Genomic DNA, 20,342 nt, shown 5'->3' on the forward strand with positions numbered 1-20,342 from the left:
TCGGTTGCGACAGTATTAATTCTCTAAATTCAGCTGTGGAAGCTTTAACAGGATGGGGCAATCCCAACCGGACGCGATGGAGTAAAGATGAAAATTCAATTGGATACCAAGCGTGCGCTGGTCACCGGTTCAACCGGTGGCATAGGTTTCGCGATTGCCAAGGGCCTTGCCGAAGCAGGCGCCGAGGTGGTGATCAATGGCCGGAGTGAAGGCTCTGTAAAAGATGCAGTCGCCAGACTGGCGAGCGCTGTGCCGGGCGCGACCATTAGCGGCGTGGCCGCTGATCTGAGCGCTGCGAGCGGTGTCGAAACGCTGCTTCAGGGTGCAGGACATATCAACATCCTAGTCAATAACGCGGGGATCTATGGCACCCAGGATTTCATTGAGACCGAAGATGAAGTGTGGGACGCCTACTGGCAGACCAACGTCATGTCAGGCGTACGCCTGAGCCGCGCACTGCTGCCGGTTATGGTGGAAAAGAACTGGGCAAGGGTGGTGTTCGTGGCCTCTGAGTCTGCGCGCAACATCCCGGCGGACATGATTCACTACGGCGTTTCCAAAACCGCGCAGCTAGGATTGGCCCGAGGCCTGGCCAAGCGTGTTGCCGGCAGTGGTGTGACCGTCAACAGTGTTCTACTGGGGCCGACACTCTCCGATGGCGTCGCAGCCATGATGCAAAGCGAAGTGGAGCGTACGGGCAAGTCGCTTGATGAGGTTGCTAGGGAATTCATTCAGAAGCACCGGCCAAGTTCGATCATTCAGCGGGCTGCCACCGTGGAAGAGGTCGCCAACATGGTCGTTTATGTGTGCTCGCCTCAGGCTTCTGCAACCACGGGAGCAGCGTTGAGGGTGGACGGCGGTGTGGTTGACGACATTGTGTGATTGATCACGGTCGGGGCAGACCTGTACCGGGCAGGTCCAGTTGCGACGGCCAGTACCCTGTCGCCAAATGGCGAAAGGGTCGGGGAGATGGCGCGGGTGTGGCCATCAACCTTTGATCCAGCTGCCATCCTTCTGCGCATCGATCTCGATGTCGAAAGTCTGGAGATAGACAGATACCATCCGGTAGTAACCGATGACGATGACTGCGTCGCTCAACTCCTCAAGCGAGAAGTGCTGCTGCGCGTGCTTGAACAGCACGCCCGGTGCCTTGCCCTTCGAGAATGGCTTGTCCGAAACGAAGCAGTACGCGTTCGTCTTCTTTGAGCGCGGCGGAATCATCGAGACGGCCTTCTGCAATGGCGACGAACTGATCCGGCCGAACGCCTGCCACCTGAGCGATGGAAACATGCTGCTCCCACTCGTAAGCGACGTCTTCATGGGCAGCCACCAGCAATACCAACAATTCCTTGTGATAATCGGAGATCGTCAGATCCCTGAAGATGGCGTTGGTCAGATCAATGACCGGTATAAATGCCCCTGCGCTGTAACCCAGCATCCGGAAGAAGTTAACTTTTGTCGGCAGGCTTTCAAACTTTTCCCTGACCGGTTCAGGCAGTGTCGAAAAGTCGGGATACTCAATCCGGACTTTGGAACTTATGTTTTCAATGGATACGTCGGGCTTGCTCATGGGGCACTCCTGGAGCGTTGATTAATAGTGTGCGGTTGTGCGGTGTGGTGGCTCCCGCGATGCGGCAGTGGTTGTTGCGGGAACCTTGAAGTTCCACGGACGAATCAATCGCCGAGATATTCACGTAGCGACGGGTAGCCGGGACGAGCGGGTTACCCAATGGCTCACAGCAAGGCAGAACAGCAGCGCCAGTGCGCAAACGATCATTGCCCTGGACAAACCGTGAGAAAACGCAGCGGGCTCGGTGCTGGTAATCATCGCTCCGAACACTGCCACGCCGACGACTCCTCCCAGCTGCCGCGCAGAGGCCATCAGGCCGGAGGCCATGCCGGCATCGGCCCGGGAGACAGACGACAACATTGAGTTGGTGATGGACGGCACTGATGCGGCGCTGCCTATACCCACGACCATCAAGGCAATGTTCAAGTACAACAACGATGAATCGGGTGTGACCCTGGACAGCGCCAGAAAGCCCAGTACCTGAATCAGGAAGCCTGCGGTAATGATCCGCGTCGCACCCACCCGTTTGGCTATACGCGACGAAATCATGGTGGAGACGGTCAGCACTGCCGTTAGCGGTATGAACGCAATCCCCGTTCTGAAGGCGTCGTAGTGCAGAAACGACTGGAAGTAGATGCTGAATACGAACACCGTCCCATAGAACGTGAGGTTGATAGCGGCTCCGGCCAGAGCGGTGGTTGCCAACACCCGGTTGCTGGCCAGCCGTTTTGGTAGCAATGGGTGTTTTAGCCGACGCTCGATCATTACAAATGCGATCGCGCACAGCACTGCAAGTCCCATGGCCGAAAAAGTCCCGATGCCCCAGCCCTGTCCGCTCAGCTCGGTCAGCCCGTAGGTTAGCGATGCCAGGCACATGGCAATGCTGATCTGTCCCGGAACATCCACTTGCCGTTCAATGCGCGGCGATGGCGGGGCGTAATGCATGACCAGTCCGATCGCCAGAATCCCGATGGGTACGTTGATCCAGAAAACGCTGCGCCAGCCCAGGTATTCGATCAAAAGGCCGCCCATCACCGGGCCCGCAGCCAGGGCAATACCTCCACAGGCACCCCACATCGCGACTGCAGACCTGCGTTTATCCGGGTCTTCAAATGTCAGCCGTATGAGCGTCAGGGACGTCGGGACCAACAACGCCGCGCCGACACCCTGAACGATCCGCATGCCGATGAGCATGCTCATGTTGTTCGACAGGCCACAGCCGATGGAGGCAATCGTGAAAATCGCAAACCCCGAGGCGAATACGGTTCTGGCGCCGAACGTGTCGCCCCAGGCACCGCCAAGAATCAACAGTGCCGAGAACGCCAGAGCGTAACTGTTGATGACCCACTGCAGGCCCGTGAGGTTTGTATCGAAAGCGGATTTCAGCGCGCCCAACCCGACGTTTACGACGCTGACATCAAGCTGGACCACGAGGAATCCGAGGCAGGCTGCGATCTGAATGGCAGCCAGGGATGAGGTTTTTGACATGGTTTCTATCGTCACAATGCTGAGGCAGTGGATGGAAAGTATCGGTTGGCAGTCAATGCGTAAATACTAAACTCCGCTGACCATCAATGCATATTTGCATGGCTTATGAACTGGGAAGATCTTCAATTTTTTCTGACGATTGCGCGGTCGGGCAGTTTGTAGGGCGCGGCGCGTGTCTTGGGTGTCAACCAAGCTACCGTCAGTCGTCGACTGGCCTCGCTGGAGCAGCACTGAATGTTCGGCTGGTGGACAGACTTGCGCGCGAGTCCCGCCTGACAGGGGTAGGGCAACAAATATTGCAGGATGCGCTGGACATTGAAGCGAAGTCTTTTGCCATTGAACGCAGGTGCCTGGCCTCCAGCACAACTGTCAGAGCAAAGGTCTCCATCACTGCGCCGCCGATACTAGCCAGACATTTCCTGGCCCCACATGTGGCTGCACTGGCGCGCCTGCACCCGCTCGTTCAGCTGAGTATTCTCAGTGAACCTCACGTGGCCTCGCTGTCGCGCCTTGAAGCAGACCTCGCGTTGCGACTGGCGCTACCGATCGAAGACACAGACATCATCAAGAAGGTAGGGCAGATGCGGTTCGCCCTGTATGCCGGTTGCGATTATCCCCATGCACAAGATGCCGAGCAGTGGGAGTTCATTGGCTATACCAATAGGCAAGAAGACTTCGCCCATAAAAGATGGCTGTACGAAGTCATTGGCTCCAAGCGTTTGGCCTGCGAACTGGCGGATCTGAGCCACCAGTACGAGGCCGCCTGCACCGGCATCGCCGTGGCAGGAATACCGTGCTTTCTCGGGGACGCCGACCCACGTCTTACCCGACTGGAGAGCAGCATCCCTATGCTTGACCTAGACATCTGGGTCGCCATGCACCCGGACAGTCGCGGCGACCCGGTGGTCCGTCATATCTCGCAGACCATTGCACAATTACTCGAATCCGCCGGCCTTGGGCTGCCTTGAACACAGCCTCTGCGTCCGGAATAGAGTGCGCGTCATCCAATCCTTTTAACGGCTGAAGCCGTCAAACGGCGTCATGTACACAGCGCCAAACGGATCCAGGCGTTTACGGATCTCGGCGTCAGGCGTGCCGTACACGATGAGGCTGGTGATGGTGCACAACTCCAGAAAGCGCGCGCCGAACGGGGCGAAGGTTGTGTCCACATGGCTGACGACGGACTCCACCTTGTAGCGCTCAAGGATGTGGGCGACGCTCTGGTCTTCGTTCACGCTGTACTCGTAAACCAGCGTGTCAGGTTCTTGCTTGGTGGCCTCGACGATGCGTGCAATCAGAGCTTTGAACTCCGGAAAGTCGCCAGGCTTGATGGCCAGGGTGAACTGGCAGGAAATATAAGGATGCATTGGGAGGATCTTCCGTCGAAGAGCGTGCGTGACGCCTGGGAGGATGCATCGCTGGCTTAGCCGATGCACTGAGTACGCTGTAACAGATCAGGGTTTGGCAGGCGCCTCACCAAACAACTTGCCGGCACCTGCCCAGTCGGACGGTGCTACGTCTTCGAAGATAACGTAGATGTATTCGGCGGGGGTGCCGGTGTTTTTCACGATACTTTCAGTGATCTCGGCGGCAACAGTGGCTTTCTGACCGTGCTCTTTTCCTTCAAACCAGCTAACGCGTACGACGGGCATGATGTTTTCCTTTTGGGTATTGAAAAGGCCCGAGGCTCGGGCCATCAGATGAGCCCATGCTAGTGTAGATCACACTAGTGATAAACCGCCTGAAACTATAAAGTGGGTAGCGTTAATCTCTACAATTGCAGGGCTTAAGGCCCAAGCCAGAGCCGCTATTCATGCTGGTGATAGATTTTATGCATGTTACGCCATTTATCAATAACCCTGGGTATGGGCATGATCGGGACATTCCAAAAACAAAACGCAGGTCCCTCCCATGAGCAGTATTCAATCAAGACTACAGATCGCAATCGTCGGTGGCGGTATTGCAGGCGTCGCGCTTGCGCTGGATTTGTGCCGCCATCCTCATCTCGATATTCAGCTGCTCGAAGCCGCCCCCGCATTCGGTGAAGTCGGGGCAGGGGTGTCGTTTGGCGCCAACGCCGTGCGTGCCGTCGAAGGGTTGGGCATCGGTGAGCCCTATCGGCGCATTGCCGACCGTACCCCTGAACCCTGGCAGGACATCTGGTTCGAGTGGCGTCGTGGCGAGGACGCCGGTTATCTGGGTGCAAGCGTCGCGCCGGGCGTGGGTCAGTCGTCAGTTCACAGAGCCGACTTTCTGGACGCTCTTGCGTGCCAGCTTCCGGCCGGCATCGCCTGTTTCGATAAGCGTGCGGTCGAGGTTGAAGAACTCGCCGAGCGCGTTCGAATCCGGTTCACCGACGGAACTGAACACGCGTGTGATCTGCTAATCGCAGCGGACGGCATCAAGTCCTCGATCCGCGATCATGTCCTGCGAGGTCTGGGCCAGCCTGCTGTGGCTCCCCGGTTCAGTGGCACCTGCGCCTATCGTGGAATGATCGACAGCGAGACCCTCAGGGCGGCTTACCGCGCCAATGGCATTGACGAACATTTGATCAATGTTCCGCAGATGTACCTGGGCCTGGACGGCCACATCCTCACCTTTCCAATCAAGCAGGGCCGGCTGACCAACGTGGTGGCCTTTATTTCAGATCGCAGCGTTCCCGAGCCGCAATGGCCCCGGGACAAACCCTGGGTGAAAGACACGACCCAAGCCGAGATGCTCGACGCGTTTTCGGACTGGGGAGACGCGGTCCGGGTTCTGCTGGAGTGCATTACTGCACCGACCCTCTGGGCGCTCCATGACCTGGCAGAGCTGCCCGGTTATGTCCACGCTCGCGTGGGCCTGATCGGTGACGCTGCCCACGCCATGCTGCCTCATCAAGGCGCCGGAGCCGGTCAAGGTCTCGAAGATGCCTGGCTGCTCGCGCGGTTACTGGCAGATCCTCAGGTGAACACCGGCAGCGTCCAGCGCGTGCTTGAGGTTTACGACGAAGTACGCAGGCCGCGCGCGTGCAGGGTTCAGCGTACGTCCTGGGAAGCCGGTGAATTGTATGAGTGGCGTGATCGCGAGGTCGGCGCCGCCCCATCCCTGCTGTCGAAAACCCTCGCCAACCGATTCGACTGGCCCTGGCATCACGACCTGGAAAACGACCTGGCGAGCGCTCGTGCTCAACTCGGATGGCAACCCGCCGCCGTTCGCTGATAACCCCGGTCCCGGGGCCAATTGCTCACATTCAATTATAAAAAAGGAGCCACCTCATGGCTGTCGGTATTGCAAACAGGGGAGCCTAGAGAATTCGGAAAAAATCGTACGCTAAGGTTTCCGACTTGTCGTAACGCCTGAACTTACGCTCTTCCAGCTCTGCCGTTAGACGTAATCGCCGGTCAGGTTCACGTGCTTCCAACCCAACGGCGACAGGTACTGATACAGGTCGGGGTTGTAAGCCGGAATCCCAGAAATTCCCGTCACCCAGTTCCAAGTCCATCCATGAGTACATCCAAGCGGCGGTCTCGACGGGGGCGACAGACCTTATGCATAGGAATTTAAAAATGCCTATGCATCAAGATGGAACTTTTCCTTGCTCGTTGCCACACACTTTAATTTTGCAGGGTCAGTTACCCTGCAAGCCAGTAAGCGGAGAAAATCAGCATATGGTGGTTATCAACAGAGCAGGGGCATCTGGCGCTTATTTAGGTGGGTACACAGAGTCTGAGCGAGCGAGCGCTCGCGACTCGAGCAGCGCTAGACCCTCGAACAGTCCGCAGGTACCGCCTACTTCGACGGCTCCAGCCGGGCGTGAGATGCTTTTGCTACGGTCCACGGAGTTGTCGCGCCGAACCAGAGAGCGGCTCGAGCAGAGCTTTTCGACAGCGGAGGAAGACAAGCAGCAGGCTACTAGCATCGGTCAACGTGGCAGAACGAGGGTCAGGTTAGGGGCTGGTCTTCATCGGTTAGAAATACTTACTCACCAATCTGTTGAACGCGGCTGTTCATCGTCGAAGGCCTTGAGTAGTTCAGATGACGACGTGTCCTCTGCTGAGTCCTCTGAGGCGGATATCGACGCAGTATTTAACTATAGAATTGCAGCGTTGAATAATGCGAACGCTAGTCAATCTTGTATGGGCTTGGCAATCCAATGGTTGCGATTGCGTGATGAGGGGGAGGCGAGTTACAGAATGGAGGCGCTGGATCTTGACCATGCTTCGGACATCCAGAACCAATACAAAAATGCAGCAGGTTCAGTGAGCGGGTCGCGGGATCAGCGAGAAGCAGGTCGAATATCGGCGCGCAAAACCCTTTTGCGAAGTCAAGATTTGCAGCCTGTAGGTGAACCCTCGGTATTCCATGCGGATCGGCAATCGACCGCATTGCAAAAAATTGCGCGCGATGGTAGCGCCCATTTGATCAGCTTGTGCTTTGAAAACAATGGAAAGCGTGTAAGGCATGCCATCACTGCTTCCAGCTCCGAAGGCAGTGTGAACCTCTTTGATCCAAACTATGGCGAGTTCTCTACCACTTTACCGGAGTTGCCTTTGATGTTCCAGAATCTGATGACCAGATACGGCAGTCGACTGAATGGGCACCTGCAATTGGAGAGCATGGTTATTCAGCGTGTGGAGTGACGCTGCTCGATGTATAGGGATTTCAAAATTCCTATACAGTGCAGTCCGCCGAAAAAGGCATCCTGGTCAAGTAACGTGGAGCTTACCGGGCTCGCAAGAAGACCCTGTCCGACGAACAGGCGGTCGCAGTCCGGCAACTGGGCTTCCGGGAACCGAAAGCCCAGTTGGCCCGTGAGTTCGGTATAAGTAGGGAAGCCCTCTACCAATACCTGTCGCTGTTGGGTTGGGAGCACATCAACCTGACCGGCGATTACGTTTGGCGGCAGAGCCGCAAGCTGGAAGACGGTAAATTCAGGCCGTTACGACAGCTCGGAAAACCTTAGCGTACGATTTTTTCCGAATTCTCTAGGCTCCCCTTACCCGATTATACGAGTGTCTGGCCTCGGTGAATCAGCCTGCCGCCGCACGAACAGTGCAGCAACTTACCGCCGCACCTACCACGCTGCTGACCAATCCGCGCATTGGTCAGCGACTTGAAGAATTTGAACCGCGGGATGTACGCCGAATCCATGTTGGTCATTACGATATGCGCTGCGAGATAGTCGAATCGACTATCTCGCTGCTGCGCCTGTGACACACCCGCGAAGACAGATAACTCCGCTAGCAAGCCGCTTCCCACGATCGGGCATAACGCCTCCTTTATAGCCTCAGCTTGATGCATAAGCATTTTAAAATGCCTGTACATCAAAAAGCGATCATTGGCAATGCGCGGACGATCGCTAGGCTTGGCAATGTGCCCGGAACATATCCTGTCCTTCCCGAATCCGCGCCACCAGTTCTTCGTTCGAGTAGCCGTCGAATTCGTTGGCATCAGGGGCCATGGATGGTGATAAACCTGCGGAAAGCAGCAGTTTGTTGAGGAGCAGGCAACCGAAAGTTCGTGCGTTGCCATCCATGAACACGTGCGCGCGCTCCAGGGTGGCGCACGTTCGTGCCACCACATGCAGTGCGGCCTCTGCGTTGGTAGTCCTTTTTATCTCGTGATAATGCGTTCGGAGCACATTTTGCACCAGCTTCGTAACCTCTTTGCGGCTTTTTCCCGGGCACGCCCAAGTAACCCCGGCGTTGCCGCGCTCTACCTCATCCCAGTCGATCGGACGATTATCCCTGCTTCGAAACTCAGCCCACCCGGCGAACCGGGACTGGAACTTTTGCAGGTCGCCGAGCCCGGCCGGAGTCAGATTCTTGGGGTGATCCAGGCCGAACTGGATCAGCTCGTTGTGTCGATACCCACCCGCCAATGGCATTAGGTGATGCGGCAAATGGTAGATTGCCGACGCTGCTCTACTGATCTTATCGCTGATATTGCTGCCAGGCGCGGTAAGGGCGGCGACTGCATTCACGGCTTCGTCGGCATCGACGCCGGACTGCCAAGGATGCATGACGCTGCGCTGGAACACGCCATTGACAGCGATGTCGTGCAAATTCTCCACCCAAGTAGCATCGATTTCGCCTTTTTTCCTGGACGAGGAACCCGCTTCCGAGTCGATGACGAATTTTAAGCCGCGCGACATACCACCCATGTAGCCGGGCTCGTTGTCAAATCGCATGCCGGATGCCGCACCGTGATCATTCCAACGCTCTTGCTCAATGCAAAATTTCCAGGTGTGGGCCACCGGGAAAGACTGAAAAGCCGGGTGTGTGCGCATCGAGTCGGCGAGCTCGGCTTCCCCTTGCAGTTTTTCCCTGACCGCATAAAGTCCGAATTGCAGAACGTTTTTCAAACCTATATCCATATTGTTCGCCCCGCGCCCGGTGCTAATAGCTTGCCTGAGCGCCTCTGCGGCCTCGATCGGCGACAGGTTTTCCGCGTTTGAAATCGAGGCGATATCGTCGATCACATGGGTCAGCAAGGCGCCAAATCCAGGTCCGTCCAACAGCTCGCGAATGCTCGAACCGTTGTCGAGCTCCGCTTTGAGCTGTTGCAGATGTTGAACAGCCTGTCCCTGCCAGAACCAATTTCTCAAAGCGCCAACTGACGCGCCGCCTGGGGGACTGAAAGCCCTGAGCCTGTCCAGCGATACGCGGGGAGAGGTTCTGTTGGAGGAGCGGCCAGATCGACTCAGCGGACTATCGGCAATCTCTTGCCTGGGGCTTTCCTGCCCTATCGAACTCCGATCTTCGTGGCGCTCGACAACATAGTTGTTCGCTCTGCCACTGGCACCCGTAACGTTGAAACATCCCATAGCATAGTTCTCTGTACAAGATAGTGGATATGCATTCAACGTCAGCGATAAGCTCTCGGATTGGCGTTGGCTCACTGCCGCTTTTAAAGGTTTTCAACCGCTAACGATGAAGTTACGCATACACCAAATTTTCATTAAAATGGCCGTATTGTGTGGCATCTGGGATGGATTCAGTTCCTTGCAAACGTAGGCCAACGCCAAAGTTTTTTAAACGTCGAAATCCCTATAAAACCTGCATTAATGCAAGTCATTTCACCGTGAGACTCATGTGGGGACGCACCTTCCCACTATCATCGGTCGCCTAAGAAACGGGATTTTAACAAGCCGAAAACGGCCTCATTGAGCAGCCAAAACATATACGGAATACCGTGTCGGATAGCAAAATCAGCCGGAAACCGCTCTGTTGACGTTTTCCGACGGAGTTTCCGGCGATTACGGCACAGCCCCCCATTAAATCTGACTACTGGTAATTCTGGGCAATAGGAGGCACCGGAAAAGAAGCGCACTCAAGCAGATTCAGCTTATCGTACGATTTTTTCCGAATTCTGTAGGCTCCCCAAACACGCCTGAAGTTCTCGCGTTTCTGGCGGACGCTGCAGGATTGAAAAACACCGCGGGAAGCGCGCGAAACAAGCAGATCGTCTTCCGGCTGCTGCAGGAAACCGTTCGCCTGACCGAGGAGCTGGACGTCAGCGATGACGAGTTCTGGTCGGCGGTCGAATACCTCAACCGGCTCGGTGCAAGCAATGAGGCCGGCCTTTTGGCTGCAGGGCTAGGCATCGAGCACTTCCTCGACCTGCGCAACGACGCGATACAGACACATGCCGGTCGAACCGGCGGGACGCCGCGTACCATCGAAGGGCCGCTTTATGTCGCCGGCGCCCCCCTGTGCGAAGGCTATGCACGGCTGGACGACGGCGCCGAGGGCGATGCCGCCACCGCCATGTTCGTGGAGGGGAAGGTGGTTGACCTGCAGAGCCAGCCGATTGCCGCAGCATGGGTTGACGTCTGGCAGGCGGACACCAAAGGCAACTACTCTCACTTCGACAAAAGCCAGTCCGCCTACAACCTGCGTCGCTGGATAGTGACCGACGAGCAGGGGCGTTACCGCTTTCGCAGCATCGTGCCGTCGGGGTACGGGTGCAACCCGTCAGGTCCGACTCAGGAATGCCTGAACCAGCTTGGGCGCCATGGTCAACGTCCGGCGCATATCCATTTTTTCGTGTCTGCGCCAGGGCATGAGCATCTGACCACCCAGATAAACCTGTCCAACGATGCCTACCTCTGGGATGACTTCGCTTACGCCACCCGCGACGGACTGATCGGCGAGGTCCGCTTTGTCGAAGCCACCGAGCAGGGCCGCAGGGAGGAGGTCGAAGGGCGGTTTGCAGAGATGACGTTCGACTTCCAGCTGCGCCCGGCGCTGGATAAAACGGCCGAGCAGCGAAGCAACCGTGTGCGGGCACTGCCGGCGTTGTGACAACCGATTCCACACCCCGGTCGACAATAAAAAAGAGGATCACCGCATGTCCCCGAGTCAGTCAAAACCTATTGAAATCACTGTCGCCGTCTTGCGTCAGGCAGGCGCAACCCTGCGCCTGGAGCAGGCCGAGCTGAGCGCCCCGCGCAACGACGAAGTCCGCGTGCGCGTGGTGGCGACAGGCGTGTGCCATACCGACATGGTCGTGCGCGATCAGTTGTTTCCCACGCCACTGCCTATCGTTCTGGGTCACGAAGGCGCGGGCGTGGTCGAGTCAGTGGGCTCGGCCGTAACCACTGTCGCGCCCGGCGACCACGTCGTGATGACGTACATGTCGTGTGGGCTGTGCTTGCCGTGCGAGACCGGACACCCGGCCCATTGCTCCCACATGCACCCGCTCAACTTCGGCGGTGGTCGTCTGGATGGCAGCACGGCGACGTGCAGCTGCGACGGGAACGCCCCCATCCATGATCATTTTTTCGGTCAGTCATCGTTTTCGACGTACGTCGTCGCCAGCGAACGCAACGTGGTCAAGGTTTCCAAAGCCGCCCCGCTGGAACTGCTGGGCCCCTTGGGGTGCGGAATTCAGACCGGCGCAGGCTCCGTTCTGAAGGCCATGAAGGTGGAGGCAGGCGCGAGCTTCGCCGCATTCGGTGCAGGCGCGGTAGGCCTGGCAGCGGTGATGGCGGCCAGGGTTGCAGGCGCCACTACCATCATCGCGGTGGACGTCACCCCCAGTCGGCTGGAAATGGCACTTGAGTTGGGGGCGACCCATGTCATCAACAGCCGGGACGAGGACCCCGTGCAGCGCATCCGTGAAATCACCGGCGGTGGCGTCAACTACAGCCTGGAATGTTTCGGCCGCGCGGAAGTGTTGCGACAGGCGATTGACGCGGTAACCACCCTGGGGACCTGTGGCATTGTTGGCGCCACCAAGATGGGCACGGAAGTGGCCTTCAACGTCAACGACGTCATGATTCCCGGCAAACGAATCATGGGCATCGTGCAGGGCGATGTCGTCGCCAACGCATTCATCCCCACCTTGGTCGACTTGTATCTGCAGGGCCGCTTTCCCTTCGACAAACTGTGCCGCTTCTACTCCTTTGACCAGATCAACGAAGCCATGGCTGACAGCGAAAGCGGAATCACGATCAAGCCCATCCTGCGCATGCCGACAGCGACCGATCCGGCCTGAACCCCTGACTCATAAAGGTAGCGAACGATGAATGTGCAACTGGTTATCGACAACCAAAAACAGGACGCCGCCAGCGGCAAAACCTACCGCCGAATGGACCCTGTCAGCGCGCAACTGGTCACCGAAGGGGCAGCGTGCGGCATTGAAGATGCGTTGCGGGCAGCGGCCTCCTCGCAACACGCGTTCAAGACCTGGTCCAGGGTTGGACCGACCGAACGTCGTCGCCTGCTGCTGGCGGCGGCCGACGTGCTGGAAAGCAAGATGGCGACGTTCTGCAGCGTGATGGCAGAAGAAATCGGCGCCTCACAGCTGTGGGCGCAATTCAACGTGGGGGCCTCTGCGAATCTATTGCGTGAGGCTGCGGCACTCACCACTCAGATCAAGGGTGAAACCATCCCGAACGACAAAGCCGGGACCCTGTCCATGACCCTCCGCCAGCCGGTGGGCACCGTGTTGAGCATCGTCCCGTGGAACGGGCCGGTGATATTGGGCGCCCGGGCGATTGCCTACCCGCTGGCGTGTGGCAATACGGTGATTTTCAAAGGCTCGGAGAACAGTCCGCGTACTCACGAGCTGCTGGCGCAATCCTTCCATGAAGCAGGCTTTCCTCCCGGCGTTCTGAACTTCATCATTTCGGCCCCCGAGGACGCATCGGCCGTTACCGAAGCCTTGATTGCTCACGACACTGTGCGGCGAATCAACTTTACGGGCTCGACCAATGTGGGGCGGATGGTTGCGCAGACCAGCGCCAGATATCTCAAGCGGCGCCTACTGGAGCTGGGCGGTAAGGCGCCCTTTATCGTTCTCGACGACGCTGATCTCCACGGCGCGGTGAACGCGGCGGTGTTTGGCGCGTACCTCTATCAGGGGCAGATCTGCATGTCGACCGAGCGCTTCGTCGTTGACGAAACGATCGCGGACCGGTTCGTCGAAATGTTTGCCGCGCGTATCAGCGGCCTGCAGACAGGAAACCCGGTTTCGGCGCTAGCCTGTGTGATCGGGCCGATGATTTCCCAGGGCTCGATCCAGCGCATCAATCAACTGCTCGGCGACTCCACCCGCAAGGGCGCAAGGATTGTGGCGGGCGGTTTGGCGGAGCAGGCGTTGATGAGCGCGACGCTGGTCGATCACGTCAATTCGTCAATGGATATCTACGATGAGGAAACCTTCGGACCGGTTACCACCGTCGTCCGGGTGAAGGGGGCGGAGCAGGCGCTGTCAGTCGCCAATGACACTGCGTATGGACTGTCTTCGTCAATCTTCAGCCGTGATGTCAGCCGCGCGCTGGAGTTGGCGAGTCGTCTGGACGCTGGCTGCGTGCATATCAACGGCGCGACGGTACAGAACGAACCCCAAGCCCCCTATGGCGGCATGAAGAACAGCGGCTACGGCCGGTTTGATGGCAGCGCCGTGATCGACGAGTTCACCGAAGTGAAATGGGTCACCGTGGAGCCGTCGGACCAGCCTTATCCCTTCTAGGGATAACACACGGCATAACCCGACCTGTCAGGCGGCCCTGCGATCAGCCATCGTTAGGGCCAGCGCGTACTCACCCATTCAGGGTTGCGAACAATGAATAATAATAAATCGTACGAACCGGCACGCCTTATCCAACATGTTAATTATCCGATGGTGGGATCAGCGCTGATGCTTGTGCAGCCAGGCGCCCAGGCGACGGAGGGCGGGGGATCCTCCTACCCCATGGGGGCGGAAAATTATATGACCGGGGCCATGCCGCCACCGGGTCTGTACGGTCAGATATTCGTCGAAAGTTATCGGGCAAATGAGCTGCGTGACAATCGGGGCGGCGAGGCGGTCGACGATTTTCATCTGAGCGCAGACGTCATCGCGCCAAGGCTGATCTGGGTGACGGAGCAAAAGGTGCTCGACGGTGCCCTGGCCTTTCACGTCAACGTTCCGCTGGTTGACCTGCGGGTCGACGTCAACGGCCAGCATCAAAGCAAGAAGGGCCTCGGCGATGTCATCTTCGGCCCTGCTCTGGGCTATCACTACAGCGATAAATTCCACGCGCTCTACGCGCTGGATATTTTCGCCCCAACAGGACGATATGATCGTGGGGACCTTGCCAATATCGGGCGCAATTACTGGGCATTCGAACCCATCGCGGCGTTCTCTTACGTAGACCCCGCAGGGCTCAATGCCGACATCAAGATGATGTACGACTTCAACTTGCGTAACTCAGACACCGACTATCGATCGGGCCAGGAACTGCACGCAGACTATTCCCTAGGCTGGGGCGTCGGCCATGGCTGGGTACTGGGCGTCGGTGGCTACATCTATCGCCAGACAACCGATGATCGCCAAGACGACGACCGTGTGGAAAACAATAAAGGCCGAGCCTTTGCGATAGGTCCGGCAGTTAAATACAGCGGTTCATCCGAATGGTCCGTCACCGCAAAGTGGCAAAAGGAAAGTGACGTTCGCAACCGTCCCGAAGGCGAAGCGTACTGGATCAAACTTACCGTGCCACTTTGAGGAAACCCCGAACTGACTGTCGAACCTTGATCGCCGGACGGACCGCTATTAAATGGCGATGTGATCGTGGAGGTCGATGCCGGTACGTTCGGCCATGCGCAAGCGGTAAGCCTGGACAGCGGGCGGATACACGATACCGCGTACGATGGACATGCTGCGCAAGGTCGCAAACAGATGGACGTCATCTTCCGACAGCTCGCCATTCACTGCGTCCGGCGACTGGATGATTGGCTCCAGCGCCAGCAGATGACGGTTCAGCGTCGCGATATAGTTGGCGCTGGCCGCCAGTGATCCTTGAAGCTGCCGAGCATGGCCTCTTTGTTGCGCGTGAAATAGGCGCGTGCAGCCGGTGTGGAGAACTCTTCGAAACCGGCATTCGCCCACCGTGGAATAGCCAGGGAGTAGAGCGGGCCGGTCACTTCGCTGTTCCAGTCTGTCAGGGCCGGGTTGCTGGCGCCGGTCAGGACCCGGTCGCCGGACAAGCCATCGACATGGGCCACAATGTCCATGCTTTCGGCGATGTAGCGCCCGTCGTGCTCCAGAATGGGGGCCATTTTCTTGCCGATCATCCGCTTTGGGGTGGCCTCATCGTCGTTCAGGAGAATGACGAGATCGAATGCGGTGTCCTTCAATCCGAAAATCGTGCGCGCTTTCACGCAGAAGGGGCAGTGATCGTAGACGTACAGCTTCACGGTGTTCGAACTCCAGACAATAGGGCCTCGCGACAAAGGCACTGGGCAATGGGGACGCAAGGCAGGCCCGGACCAGGCGGACAACCTGCTCGAAGGCAGTCGTCAGCAATGATTCAGTTTGAATAAGCGGCAAAAAAGATGATGTCGGGTTTGCCGATCATCAAATGTTCGGCGTCGCGCTCGAAGGCGTGGAAGTGCGGTTGAGTCAGATGCAGGTCGAACGCCTCGCGGTCTGCATAAATTTCATGGAAGACCACATAGCTCTCATCATCTTCAGGAACGAGAACATTGAAGGCCACGCAGCCCGTTTCCTGGCTCAGCGAGCCTTCGGCGTCTGCTGCTGCCACTCGCAGGCACGCGGCGCGCGCACCGGGATGCAATGCAATTTTGGCGATGACGACAAAGGTAGATAACGACATTGGGTTTTCCATTAAAAAGAATCAGACGATCGACAGGATGTCGCGTGTTGCCCTGCGTGGTTTTTGAGGCCAGTTATTGGCACCTGCGCGTCCCACAGTCACCAGCATCACGGGAACTTCACGGTCCCCCAGATTGAACGCCGCGGCGACGCCTGCCTGGTCAAAGCCGATCATTGGCGTAGACGCCAGACCTTTTTCAGTGGCGACCATCATCAGCGTCATGGCTGCCAGAGAGGCTGACCGAACCGCCTCATCGCGTTGCATCCCAGGATTGTCCGCGTACATCCCCTCTACGGCCCCAACCCAACCTTTGAACGTCGCTTCGTCCAGGATTCCTGCGTCCACGGAAGGGCGCAACGAACCGGCGATGGTCTTGTGCGGGTCAAGTGTCCCGCAGACGATAAATGTTACGGCGGCGTCGACTACCTTTTCCTGGCTATAGGCCAGAGACAGTAATGTCGCTTTCGAAGCCTGGGTGTGCACGGCGATGAAGCGCCAGTTCTGCAGATTAAACGCGGAGGGTGCATGGCGTGTCAGGTCGATCAGGCCACTGATGTCCTGCTCCGATAAAACGTGAGTGGGATCATAACTGTGAGCCGAGAAGCGCGACTGGAGGGCCTGGGTGACAGTGACCATGAGTGTTCCTTGCCGTGGTTGAGCGAGGCACCACTCTATGTGCTGCATTGTTGAAAGAGAATGCCTGCCAATGAGACCATGGGTTTCATGAATGAGAGGGAAAACGTATGGATCTCAATGCGGTGCAGATGCTTGTCAGCGTCGTGCAGGCGGGCAGCATGACGGCTGGCTCCGACCGTCTGGGCGTGCCGTTACCCACGGCAAGCCGACGGATTCGCGCGCTGGAGCGGGCGCTGAACGTTCAGTTGCTGGAGCGCTCTGCCAGAGGCGTCAAGCTGACCGAAGCGGGGACACGGCTGTTTGAGCATGCCACTCGCGGCCTGGAACTGATCCAGGAAGGCGAAGACGCCGTCATGAGCGATCAAGCCCATGTTCAGGGGAAGCTGCGTCTTTCAGTGCCGCCCTCATTCTCGCCCTGGTGGCAGCTTGTTACTGACTTTCAGAATGAGCATCCCGATATCCGCGTTCATCTGCTGTCGACGGAGCGTCGTGTTCACCCGGTCGAGGACGGCATCGACGTGGCGCTTCGCGTCGGGGAGGTGGAACACGAAGCACTGATCGCACGGCATCTGCTCGATTATCGCCATGTGCTGGTCGCCAGCCCCCGGTTTATCGCGACCCACGGCCGGCCGATGACGCCGGAAGATCTAAGCCGTTTTCCCTGTGCGACGTGGAGCCTCGGCACCAATACCAACAGAACATGGCGATTTGCAGGTACCTCTGTAGCGCCAAACACAGTGCTGTCGACGAACGACAGCATGCATTTACTGCACAGTGTATTGGCCGGCGAGGTGATTACCGAACTCCCGCCCTTCATCGTAAAGGACGCCATTGGACGCGGCTTGTTAGTGCCGCTGCTATCGGAATGTCCGTTGCCGTCAGCGCCCTTGAATCTTCTCTATCCTGCCCATCGTCATCCTTCTGCCGTGGTGCGCACTTACCTTGAATACTGTCGCCGAAAAATCCCGTGGCTGGTGGAGGCTTGTACGGCAGACGCAACGTAGCGCATTCAGCGGCCCCGGGACTTCAGATGACGGGAAAGCGCCAACCAAAGCGCAACGACCCCAGACGCAGCACGATACAAACCGAGGCGGCGAACCATGGCGTCCACGCCGAGCCTGCAACCAGTTGACTGAGCGCAACCTCGGCAGCGGCCCCTGCCAGCGCGGCAGAGGCGTAGATCTCCCGTTGCAAAATCGTGGGCACGCGGGACAGCAACACATCCCTGAGCACCCCACCTCCCACAGCGCTGACCACGCCCAACGCAATGGCGACCTCGGCCCCCGCACCCACGGCCAGGGCTTTTTTTGCTCCCGCTACTGCGAATAGCCCCAGGCCGATGGCATCGAAGAGTTGCACCGGTGACCTTAGCCGATTCGCCGCCGGATCCGCCCATATCACCCAGGCCGCAGCCACCAGGGATACCCCCAGGTAGCGCCAGTTCGTCAGGCCCGCAGGCGGCAGTGTGCCCAGACACAGATCGCGGACAATTCCCCCTCCGCAGGCGACGACGAAGGTGATGGTGGCGATACCGAACAGGTCCAGTCGCTGCTGACGCGCCGCCACTGCGCCGCTGACGCCAAACGCAAACGTCCCCAGCAAATCGAGCAGTGTGTAGATCCAGTCACTGTGCATCGTGGGTTTACTCGGTGCCTGCGAACCAGGCGAATGACGCACAGAGCATGGTTTCCAGACCGGTGCGCAAGGTAGGGTGCAGCAACGGCGCAAATTTGGGCGAATGGTTGCTTGGAATGCGGTTGATCTGGTTATGCGCCTTGGCTTGAGCGTAGATCTCCGGGTCCGTACAGCCGACAAACCAGAAAACGTACGGCACTTTCCAGGTGCGGCCGAAAACGCTGAAGTCCTCGCTGGCCGCGGCGGGCGCGGTTTCAAATGCGCGCTCGCCAAACCAGTCACCGAATGCGTAAGCCAGACGCTCGGACGCCTCGGCATCGTTGACGGTCAACGGGTAGCGATTGAGCGTGGTGAATTCAGGCATGCGGGGCGCGTTGGAGGCCGAGCATTCGGCGCAGCAAATGCGCTTGATTGCCCCCAGCATGTGCTCGCGCACGCCCTCATCGTAGGTGCGCATGTTCAGCTTGAGGGTGGCGTCATCGGGGATGATGTTTTCCTTGGTGCCTGCCTGCAACGAGCCTACGGTCAGCACGGCGTGCTCCAGCGGAGATATTTCTCGCGAGACAATGGTCTGCAGGCGCAGCACGGTGGATGCCGCCATGATGACCGGATCAATCGACGTCTGTGGCTGCGAGCCGTGGGAGCCCTGGCCGAATAGCTTGATCTTAAAGCTGTCACCGGCCGACAGGATGGTGCCACTGCGGTGGCCGACTGTCCCGGCCGGCCCGACCATCACGTGCTGGCCCAAAATGATGTCGGGTTTGGGGAAGCGTTCGAGCATGCCGTCATCGATCATGTTCTGTGCCCCGGCCCCCACCTCTTCGCCGGGCTGGAAAACGGCTAACAGTGTGCCTTGCCAAGTGTCGCGGTGCTCGGCGAGTACCCGCGCCGCGCCCATCAGCCACGTGACGTGCATGTCATGTCCACAGGAGTGGCAAACGGGCACCTCCACGCCGTCTTCGTTTTGGCTGACCACATCGGCGGCGTAGGGCAGACCGGTGGCTTCGGCCATGGGCAGTGCGTCCATGTCCGCGCGCAGCATGACTACCGGACCATCGCCGTTGCGCATCACGCCGACCACCCCGGTCACACCGATTTCACGTGTAACCTCGTAGCCATAGCGCTCCAGGTAGTCGCCGGCGATTTTCGCAGTGCGGTACTCGCACATCGACAATTCCGGGTGGCGATGCAGGTCTTTGTAGATAGCCTCAAGCTCCGGCAGCAGGGCATCGAGATCGGGAATCAACTTTTTCAGGGACGACATGGGTTACTCCTTATAAAAAGAGGGCAAAAGATGTGGGTAGATTTAGTGCGTTATGATAGTGGCAGGAGGCTGTTCACCAGCTTGGAAAGCAGTGCGTCCAGCGTTTCACGCTCCTGTGGCGAAAGGCTGCCGATCAGGCGCTTTTCAAGGTCGGCACCCACGATCGAGGAGTCCTCGGCAATCTGGGCGCCCAGAGCAGTGGAACGCAGCCCGACGCTTCGGCGATCGACAGGGTGGGTATGGCGAGAAATCAGCGCACGCGATTCCAGCAGCGCCAGGGTTTTGGACAGCAGGGTCTTTTCAAGCATGGCGCGAGCCGACACTTCCTTGGGCGTAATGTCCGGGCACGCCTGAATCAGGCGAAGCACTCGCAGCCCACGAACATCCAGATCCCAATGATCGCGGTAAACGACGTTGGCGCGCTCCATCAGCAAGGCGCTCGCCATATCGAGTTTGAAGTTCAGAAAGTCGGAATACATGGACGGCTCCAGTTGGATTGCTGAAGCATAACAATATAGTTGAATGTTTCAACTATATTTTGCTGGCGGTCATCCAGACAGCGGACAACTATGGTTCGCTTGCCGTGCTACACACTTCACGAACGTTGCCTCTACGTTTGGCCTATTGCCGCGCGCTTCGGTTGATCTCAGGATTCAGCC

Annotated in this window: 20 protein-coding genes and 3 pseudogenes; 11 read left to right on the forward strand and 12 right to left on the reverse strand. The window is 58.1% G+C overall.

Annotated features, from left to right (window positions below; genetic code table 11):
- Positions 1 to 87: 87 nt before the first annotated feature.
- A complete protein-coding gene (locus KBY02_RS06300; RefSeq protein ID WP_024642046.1) occupies positions 88 to 882 on the forward strand; it encodes an SDR family NAD(P)-dependent oxidoreductase in 795 nt (264 codons plus the stop codon).
- Between the two features lie 105 nt (positions 883 to 987).
- Here the strand turns inward: KBY02_RS06300 and KBY02_RS06305 are convergent, their stop codons facing one another.
- The 3 genes from KBY02_RS06305 to KBY02_RS06315 all read right to left on the reverse strand — a co-directional run bounded on the left by KBY02_RS06305 (position 988) and on the right by KBY02_RS06315 (position 3,058).
- Complete coding sequence (locus tag KBY02_RS06305) at positions 988 to 1,140, reverse strand: hypothetical protein (protein ID WP_225650026.1); 153 nt, start codon at positions 1,138 to 1,140, stop codon at positions 988 to 990.
- The gene (locus KBY02_RS06310; protein ID WP_225650028.1) at positions 1,103 to 1,570 is read right to left on the reverse strand and encodes a carboxymuconolactone decarboxylase; all 468 of its coding nucleotides are present in this window, start codon (positions 1,568 to 1,570) and stop codon (positions 1,103 to 1,105) included. Before KBY02_RS06310 ends, KBY02_RS06305 begins: the two co-directional genes overlap by 38 nt.
- Positions 1,571 to 1,690: 120 nt before the next feature.
- Complete coding sequence (locus tag KBY02_RS06315; RefSeq protein ID WP_024642047.1) at positions 1,691 to 3,058, reverse strand: MFS transporter; 1,368 nt, start codon at positions 3,056 to 3,058, stop codon at positions 1,691 to 1,693.
- Between the two features lie 98 nt (positions 3,059 to 3,156).
- Between KBY02_RS06315 and KBY02_RS06320 the strand changes: the two genes are divergently transcribed.
- Positions 3,157 to 4,026: a LysR family transcriptional regulator gene (locus KBY02_RS06320; RefSeq protein WP_225650030.1), complete on the forward strand. Its 870-nt coding sequence runs from the start codon at positions 3,157 to 3,159 to the stop codon at positions 4,024 to 4,026.
- Between the two features lie 45 nt (positions 4,027 to 4,071).
- Here KBY02_RS06320 and KBY02_RS06325 read toward each other — a convergent pair whose 3' ends face one another.
- Together KBY02_RS06325 and KBY02_RS06330 are read right to left on the reverse strand one after the other, a co-directional pair.
- On the reverse strand, positions 4,072 to 4,425 hold the full coding sequence (locus KBY02_RS06325; protein WP_024642048.1) for a putative quinol monooxygenase: 354 nt from the start codon (positions 4,423 to 4,425) through the stop codon (positions 4,072 to 4,074).
- A gap of 87 nt (positions 4,426 to 4,512) precedes the next feature.
- Positions 4,513 to 4,710: a tautomerase family protein gene (locus KBY02_RS06330; protein ID WP_024642049.1), complete on the reverse strand. Its 198-nt coding sequence runs from the start codon at positions 4,708 to 4,710 to the stop codon at positions 4,513 to 4,515.
- 259 nt (positions 4,711 to 4,969) lie between these two features.
- Here KBY02_RS06330 and salA point away from each other — a divergent pair, with 259 nt between their 5' ends.
- The 4 genes and pseudogenes from salA to KBY02_RS06350 form a co-directional block, all read left to right on the forward strand.
- Positions 4,970 to 6,259, forward strand: a complete 1,290-nt coding sequence (gene salA, locus KBY02_RS06335) for a salicylate 1-monooxygenase (RefSeq protein WP_024642050.1) — start codon at positions 4,970 to 4,972, stop codon at positions 6,257 to 6,259.
- 599 nt (positions 6,260 to 6,858) lie between these two features.
- Complete coding sequence (locus KBY02_RS06340; protein WP_024660461.1) at positions 6,859 to 7,680, forward strand: C58 family peptidase; 822 nt, start codon at positions 6,859 to 6,861, stop codon at positions 7,678 to 7,680.
- A gap of 74 nt (positions 7,681 to 7,754) precedes the next feature.
- Positions 7,755 to 7,892 (forward strand): annotated as a pseudogene (locus tag KBY02_RS26140) (helix-turn-helix domain-containing protein); the annotation flags it as partial.
- 143 nt (positions 7,893 to 8,035) lie between these two features.
- Positions 8,036 to 8,254 (forward strand): annotated as a pseudogene (locus KBY02_RS06350) (type II toxin-antitoxin system RelE/ParE family toxin); the annotation flags it as partial.
- A 145-nt stretch (positions 8,255 to 8,399) separates the two neighbouring features.
- Here KBY02_RS06350 and KBY02_RS06355 read toward each other — a convergent pair.
- Positions 8,400 to 9,647 (reverse strand): hypothetical protein, encoded by a 1,248-nt coding sequence (locus KBY02_RS06355; RefSeq protein ID WP_024642052.1) that lies wholly within the window; start codon positions 9,645 to 9,647, stop codon positions 8,400 to 8,402.
- 742 nt (positions 9,648 to 10,389) lie between these two features.
- On the opposite strand from KBY02_RS06355, the gene catA reads away from it, so the two are divergent.
- The 4 genes from catA (at position 10,390) to KBY02_RS06375 (ending at position 15,037) form a co-directional block, all read left to right on the forward strand.
- Positions 10,390 to 11,346 (forward strand): catechol 1,2-dioxygenase, encoded by a 957-nt coding sequence (gene catA, locus KBY02_RS06360; protein WP_032607580.1) that lies wholly within the window; start codon positions 10,390 to 10,392, stop codon positions 11,344 to 11,346.
- A 46-nt stretch (positions 11,347 to 11,392) separates the two neighbouring features.
- Positions 11,393 to 12,541 carry an NAD(P)-dependent alcohol dehydrogenase gene (locus KBY02_RS06365; RefSeq protein WP_024642054.1) on the forward strand — a complete coding sequence of 383 codons (1,149 nt, stop codon included), beginning with the start codon at positions 11,393 to 11,395 and terminating at the stop codon, positions 12,539 to 12,541.
- Positions 12,542 to 12,568: 27 nt separating this feature from the next.
- A complete protein-coding gene (locus tag KBY02_RS06370; protein ID WP_024642055.1) occupies positions 12,569 to 14,020 on the forward strand; it encodes an aldehyde dehydrogenase in 1,452 nt (483 codons plus the stop codon).
- Between the two features lie 150 nt (positions 14,021 to 14,170).
- Positions 14,171 to 15,037: a transporter gene (locus KBY02_RS06375; protein ID WP_046236259.1), complete on the forward strand. Its 867-nt coding sequence runs from the start codon at positions 14,171 to 14,173 to the stop codon at positions 15,035 to 15,037.
- A gap of 48 nt (positions 15,038 to 15,085) precedes the next feature.
- Here the strand turns inward: KBY02_RS06375 and grxB are convergent.
- From grxB to KBY02_RS06390, 3 genes and pseudogenes are all read right to left on the reverse strand, one after another.
- Positions 15,086 to 15,771, reverse strand: a pseudogene (gene grxB, locus KBY02_RS26390) (glutaredoxin 2).
- Positions 15,772 to 15,842: 71 nt separating this feature from the next.
- A complete protein-coding gene (locus tag KBY02_RS06385) occupies positions 15,843 to 16,148 on the reverse strand; it encodes a putative quinol monooxygenase (protein WP_024642057.1) in 306 nt (101 codons plus the stop codon).
- Positions 16,149 to 16,169: 21 nt separating this feature from the next.
- A complete protein-coding gene (locus KBY02_RS06390) occupies positions 16,170 to 16,784 on the reverse strand; it encodes a nitroreductase family protein (protein ID WP_024642058.1) in 615 nt (204 codons plus the stop codon).
- A 107-nt stretch (positions 16,785 to 16,891) separates the two neighbouring features.
- Between KBY02_RS06390 and KBY02_RS06395 the strand changes: the two genes are divergently transcribed.
- Entirely contained in the window at positions 16,892 to 17,788 is an 897-nt protein-coding gene (locus tag KBY02_RS06395) for a LysR family transcriptional regulator (protein ID WP_024642059.1), read from the forward strand.
- Positions 17,789 to 17,810: 22 nt separating this feature from the next.
- Here KBY02_RS06395 and KBY02_RS06400 read toward each other — a convergent pair whose 3' ends face one another.
- Genes KBY02_RS06400 through KBY02_RS06410 form a run of 3 tightly spaced genes read right to left on the reverse strand, consistent with a single transcriptional unit; the run spans position 17,811 to position 20,162 of the window.
- Entirely contained in the window at positions 17,811 to 18,461 is a 651-nt protein-coding gene (locus KBY02_RS06400; protein ID WP_225650032.1) for a trimeric intracellular cation channel family protein, read from the reverse strand.
- The gene (locus tag KBY02_RS06405; protein WP_024660460.1) at positions 18,427 to 19,683 is read right to left on the reverse strand and encodes a M20 family metallopeptidase; all 1,257 of its coding nucleotides are present in this window, start codon (positions 19,681 to 19,683) and stop codon (positions 18,427 to 18,429) included. Before KBY02_RS06405 ends, KBY02_RS06400 begins: the two co-directional genes overlap by 35 nt.
- Before the next feature lie 50 nt (positions 19,684 to 19,733).
- Entirely contained in the window at positions 19,734 to 20,162 is a 429-nt protein-coding gene (locus tag KBY02_RS06410) for a MarR family winged helix-turn-helix transcriptional regulator (RefSeq protein ID WP_024642061.1), read from the reverse strand.
- Between the last annotated feature and the right edge of the window lie 180 nt (positions 20,163 to 20,342).

Source organism: Pseudomonas sp. P129 (assembly GCF_020312195.1).
GTDB classification, from domain to species: Bacteria; Pseudomonadota; Gammaproteobacteria; order Pseudomonadales; family Pseudomonadaceae; genus Aquipseudomonas; species Aquipseudomonas fragariae.